The 5,338-nt window shown below is 48.8% G+C and carries 2 tRNA genes and 2 rRNA genes; all 4 read right to left on the bottom strand.

Annotated features, from left to right (window positions below):
• Positions 1–21: 21 nt before the first annotated feature.
• Positions 22–2,912: ribosomal RNA gene (locus AAV97_RS00095) — 23S ribosomal RNA — on the bottom strand.
• A gap of 358 nt (positions 2,913–3,270) precedes the next feature.
• Positions 3,271–3,346: transfer RNA gene (locus tag AAV97_RS00090), tRNA-Ala, on the bottom strand.
• 44 nt (positions 3,347–3,390) lie between these two features.
• Positions 3,391–3,467, bottom strand: a tRNA-Ile gene (locus tag AAV97_RS00085).
• A 59-nt stretch (positions 3,468–3,526) separates the two neighbouring features.
• A 16S ribosomal RNA gene (locus AAV97_RS00080) occupies positions 3,527–5,065 on the bottom strand.
• The 16S and 23S rRNA genes sit together here with 2 tRNA genes alongside, the layout of an rRNA operon.
• Positions 5,066–5,338: the final 273 nt, after the last annotated feature.

Below are 5,338 nucleotides of genomic sequence, written 5' to 3'. Positions count from 1 at the left end.
ATACAACTGCTTGGGTGTTGTATAGTCAAGCCTCACGAGCAATTAGTATTGGTCAGCTTCATGCGTCACCGCACTTCCACATCCAACCTATCAACGTCGTAGTCTTCAACGGCTCTTTAGAGGACATAAAGTCCTAGGGAAATCTTATCTTGAGGTAGGCTTCCCGCTTAGATGCTTTCAGCGGTTATCCCTTCCGAACATAGCTACCCGGCGATGCGACTGGCGTCACAACCGGTACACCAGAGGTTCGTCCACTCTGGTCCTCTCGTACTAGGAGCAGATCCTCTCAAATTTCCAACGCCCACGGTAGATAGGGACCGAACTGTCTCACGACGTTCTAAACCCAGCTCGCGTACCTCTTTAAATGGCGAACAGCCATACCCTTGGGACCTGCTTCAGCCCCAGGATGAGATGAGCCGACATCGAGGTGCCAAACACCGCCGTCGATATGAACTCTTGGGCGGTATCAGCCTGTTATCCCCAGAGTACCTTTTATCCGTTGAGCGATGGCCCTTCCATACAGAACCACCGGATCACTAAGACCTACTTTCGTACCTGCTCGACTTGTGGGTCTCGCAGTTAAGCGCGCTTTTGCCTTTATACTCTACGCGTGATTTCCGACCACGCTGAGCGCACCTTCGTACTCCTCCGTTACTCTTTAGGAGGAGACCGCCCCAGTCAAACTACCCACCAGACATGGTCCTCGTCCCGGATAACGGGACAGAGTTAGAACCTCAATATTACCAGGGTGGTATTTCAAGGATGGCTCCATAGCAACTGGCGTCGCTACTTCTAAGCCTCCCACCTATCCTACACAAGTAAGATCAAAGTTCAATGTCAAGCTGCAGTAAAGGTTCACGGGGTCTTTCCGTCTAGCCGCGGGTACACCGCATCTTCACGGCGATTTCGATTTCACTGAGCCTCTGCTGGAGACAGCGCCCCCATCATTATGCCATTCGTGCAGGTCGGAACTTACCCGACAAGGAATTTCGCTACCTTAGGACCGTTATAGTTACGGCCGCCGTTTACTGGGGCTTCGATCAAGAGCTTCGCTTACGCTAACCCCATCAATTAACCTTCCAGCACCGGGCAGGCATCACACCCTATACGTCCACTTTCGTGTTTGCAGAGTGCTATGTTTTTAATAAACAGTTGCAGGGGCCTGGTTTCTGTGGCTGCCAATAGCTCAAGGAGCAAGTCCTATCACCGTCAGCAGCGTACCTTCTCCCGAAGTTACGGTACCATTTTGCCTAGTTCCTTCAGCAGAGTTCTCTCAAGCGCTTTGGTCTACTCGACCTGACCACCTGTGTCGGTTTCGGGTACGATTCCTGTGTAACTGAAGCTTAGAGACTTTTCCTGGAAGCATAGTATCAGCCACTTCACGAGTAAACTCGCTTGCTATCAGTTCTCAGCATAGAGCACCCCGGATTTGCCTAAGATGCATGCCTACAACCTTTCACCTGGACAACCAACGCCAGGCTGACTTAACTTTCTCCGTCCTCTCATCGCATTACACAGAAGTATTGGAATATTAACCAATTTCCCATCGACTACGCCTCTCGGCCTCGCCTTAGGGGTCGACTCACCCAGCCCCGATTAACGTTGGACTGGAACCCTTGGTCTTTCAGCGAACGGGTTTTTCACCCGTTTTGTCGTTACTCACGTCAGCATTCGCACTTCTGATACCTCCAGCATGCTTCTCAACACACCTTCATCGGCTTACAGAACGCTCCCCTACCACGTATACAATGTATACATCCGCAGCTTCGGCATATAGTTTTAGCCCCGTTACATCTTCCGCGCAGGCCGACTCGACTAGTGAGCTATTACGCTTTCTTTAAAGGGTGGCTGCTTCTAAGCCAACCTCCTAGCTGTCTATGCCTTCCCACATCGTTTCCCACTTAACTATAATTTTGGGGCCTTAGCTGGCGGTCTGGATTGTTTTCCTCTTGACTACGGACGTTAGCACCCGCAGTCTGTCTCCCGGATAGTACTCATAGGTATTCGGAGTTTGCATCGGTTTGGTAAGTCGGGATGACCCCCTAGCCGAAACAGTGCTCTACCCCCTATGGTATTCGTCCGAGGCGCTACCTAAATAGCTTTCGGGGAGAACCAGCTATCACCGAGTTTGATTAGCCTTTCACCCCTATCCACAAGTCATCCCCTGGCTTTTCAACGACAGTGGGTTCGGTCCTCCAGTTAGTGTTACCCAACCTTCAACCTGCTCATGGATAGATCACCCGGTTTCGGGTCTATACCCAGCAACTAAACGCCCTATTAAGACTCGATTTCTCTACGGCTCCCCTATACGGTTAACCTTGCTACTGAATATAAGTCGCTGACCCATTATACAAAAGGTACGCAGTCACCAAACAAGTTGGCTCCCACTGCTTGTATGCATGCGGTTTCAGGATCTATTTCACTCCCCTCACAGGGGTTCTTTTCGCCTTTCCCTCACGGTACTGGTTCACTATCGGTCAGTCAGGAGTATTTAGCCTTGGAGGATGGTCCCCCCATATTCAGACAAGGTTTCACGTGCCTCGCCCTACTCGTCATCATTATATGTGCACTTTCGTGTACGGGACTATCACCCTCTACGGTAGCACTTCCCAGAGCTTTCCGCTAATACACATATAACTTAATGGGCTGATCCCCGTTCGCTCGCCGCTACTGAGGGAATCTCAATTGATTTCTTTTCCTAAGGGTACTGAGATGTTTCACTTCCCCTCGTTCGCCTCGCATGACTATGTATTCATCATGCGATACCTACCTTATGGTAAGTGGGTTTCCCCATTCAGAAATCTCCGGATCACAGGATATTTGCCGCCTCCCCGAAGCTTATCGCAGGCTATTACGTCTTTCTTCGCCTCTGACTGCCAAGGCATCCACCACATGCACTTAATTACTTGACTATACAACCCCAAACAGTCGTTAATCCCTACAAGGAGGATCAACAATGTGGATTTAACCACTTCTATTTGTTGCTTGTGAACTTAATCACTGTACAGCTTCAATTTAATTCATATACCAAAACGCTTGATTCAGTTTTATCGCTAGTTCTCATTTCACTCCACATTAACAATTGCTTGTTAAGCTTCATAAAACGAGTTAAACAATTATTTCAACTCAAATATATTCTGTTAATGATTCTCTACCGCCTCGTCAGCAAGTAGTTCACTGTGATAAATCACAGAAGTTAATAAACTCTATAAACTTCAGTTCATTAATTTCTATAATCAATCTTTTTTTAATCAGGTAACTGCGTAGTAGTGGTGGAGACTAGGAGAGTCGAACTCCTGACCTCCTGCGTGCAAAGCAGGCGCTCTACCAACTAAGCTAAGTCCCCAGCTTAAGATCTTAATATATCTGCTCTTCTGTGTTCAGTAGACTTGGTGGGTCTGACAAGACTTGAACTTGTGACCCCACGCTTATCAAGCGTGTGCTCTAACCAACTGAGCTACAGACCCTCAGATACATCAATGAAGAACAACTTGTTGTGGATTCTTACCAATCGTCAATCTTTCGTTAAGGAGGTGATCCAGCCGCAGGTTCCCCTACGGCTACCTTGTTACGACTTCACCCCAGTCATCGGCCACACCGTGGTAAGCGTCCTCCTTACGGTTAGACTACCTACTTCTGGTGCAACAAACTCCCATGGTGTGACGGGCGGTGTGTACAAGGCCCGGGAACGTATTCACCGCGGCATTCTGATCCGCGATTACTAGCGATTCCGACTTCATGGAGTCGAGTTGCAGACTCCAATCCGGACTACGATCGGCTTTTTGAGATTAGCATCCTATCGCTAGGTAGCAACCCTTTGTACCGACCATTGTAGCACGTGTGTAGCCCTGGTCGTAAGGGCCATGATGACTTGACGTCGTCCCCGCCTTCCTCCAGTTTGTCACTGGCAGTATCCTTAAAGTTCCCATCCGAAATGCTGGCAAGTAAGGAAAAGGGTTGCGCTCGTTGCGGGACTTAACCCAACATCTCACGACACGAGCTGACGACAGCCATGCAGCACCTGTATGTAAGTTCCCGAAGGCACCAATCCATCTCTGGAAAGTTCTTACTATGTCAAGACCAGGTAAGGTTCTTCGCGTTGCATCGAATTAAACCACATGCTCCACCGCTTGTGCGGGCCCCCGTCAATTCATTTGAGTTTTAGTCTTGCGACCGTACTCCCCAGGCGGTCTACTTATCGCGTTAGCTGCGCCACTAAAGTCTCAAAGACCCCAACGGCTAGTAGACATCGTTTACGGCATGGACTACCAGGGTATCTAATCCTGTTTGCTCCCCATGCTTTCGTACCTCAGCGTCAGTATTAGGCCAGATGGCTGCCTTCGCCATCGGTATTCCTCCAGATCTCTACGCATTTCACCGCTACACCTGGAATTCTACCATCCTCTCCCATACTCTAGCTTCCCAGTATCGAATGCAATTCCCAAGTTAAGCTCGGGGATTTCACATCCGACTTAAAAAGCCGCCTACGCACGCTTTACGCCCAGTAAATCCGATTAACGCTCGCACCCTCTGTATTACCGCGGCTGCTGGCACAGAGTTAGCCGGTGCTTATTCTGCGAGTAACGTCCACTCATCTTGGGTATTAACCAAAAGAGCCTCCTCCTCGCTTAAAGTGCTTTACAACCATAAGGCCTTCTTCACACACGCGGCATGGCTGGATCAGGGTTCCCCCCATTGTCCAATATTCCCCACTGCTGCCTCCCGTAGGAGTCTGGGCCGTGTCTCAGTCCCAGTGTGGCGGATCATCCTCTCAGACCCGCTACAGATCGTCGCCTTGGTAGGCCTTTACCCCACCAACTAGCTAATCCGACTTAGGCTCATCTATTAACGCAAGGTCACAAGTGATCCCCTGCTTTCCCCCGTAGGGCGTATGCGGTATTAGCATCCCTTTCGAGATGTTGTCCCCCATTAATAGGCAGATTCCTAAGTATTACTCACCCGTCCGCCGCTAGGTCAGTTACCGAAGCAACCTCCCCCGCTCGACTTGCATGTGTTAAGCCTGCCGCCAGCGTTCAATCTGAGCCATGATCAAACTCTTCAGTTAAAATCATTAGTGACTTAAGGTCACAATTCTGGCTCATCAATGTACTGACAAATTCTCTCAAATAAACTTCGAGTAATTTAAACCAATCAATCAATGATAATAATTCGATCAATCATTCAGTAAAAATCCACTCAAGTTGTTCTTCATATTCTCTTAATGATCAATTTACCACTACGTAAGTGATAAATAAGACGCAATAAACATTTAACAACTTAACCCACTAAGCTAAGTTCGTTTGCTGTATCGCGTCGGGATGAGCTCATTATAGGGCAA

It is taken from the genome of Acinetobacter sp. Ag2 (assembly GCF_001005515.1).
GTDB lineage: Bacteria > Pseudomonadota > Gammaproteobacteria > Pseudomonadales > Moraxellaceae > Acinetobacter > Acinetobacter bereziniae.
Note: the sequence above shows the minus strand (reverse complement) of the source record. Positions and strands in the feature narration are given on the sequence as shown.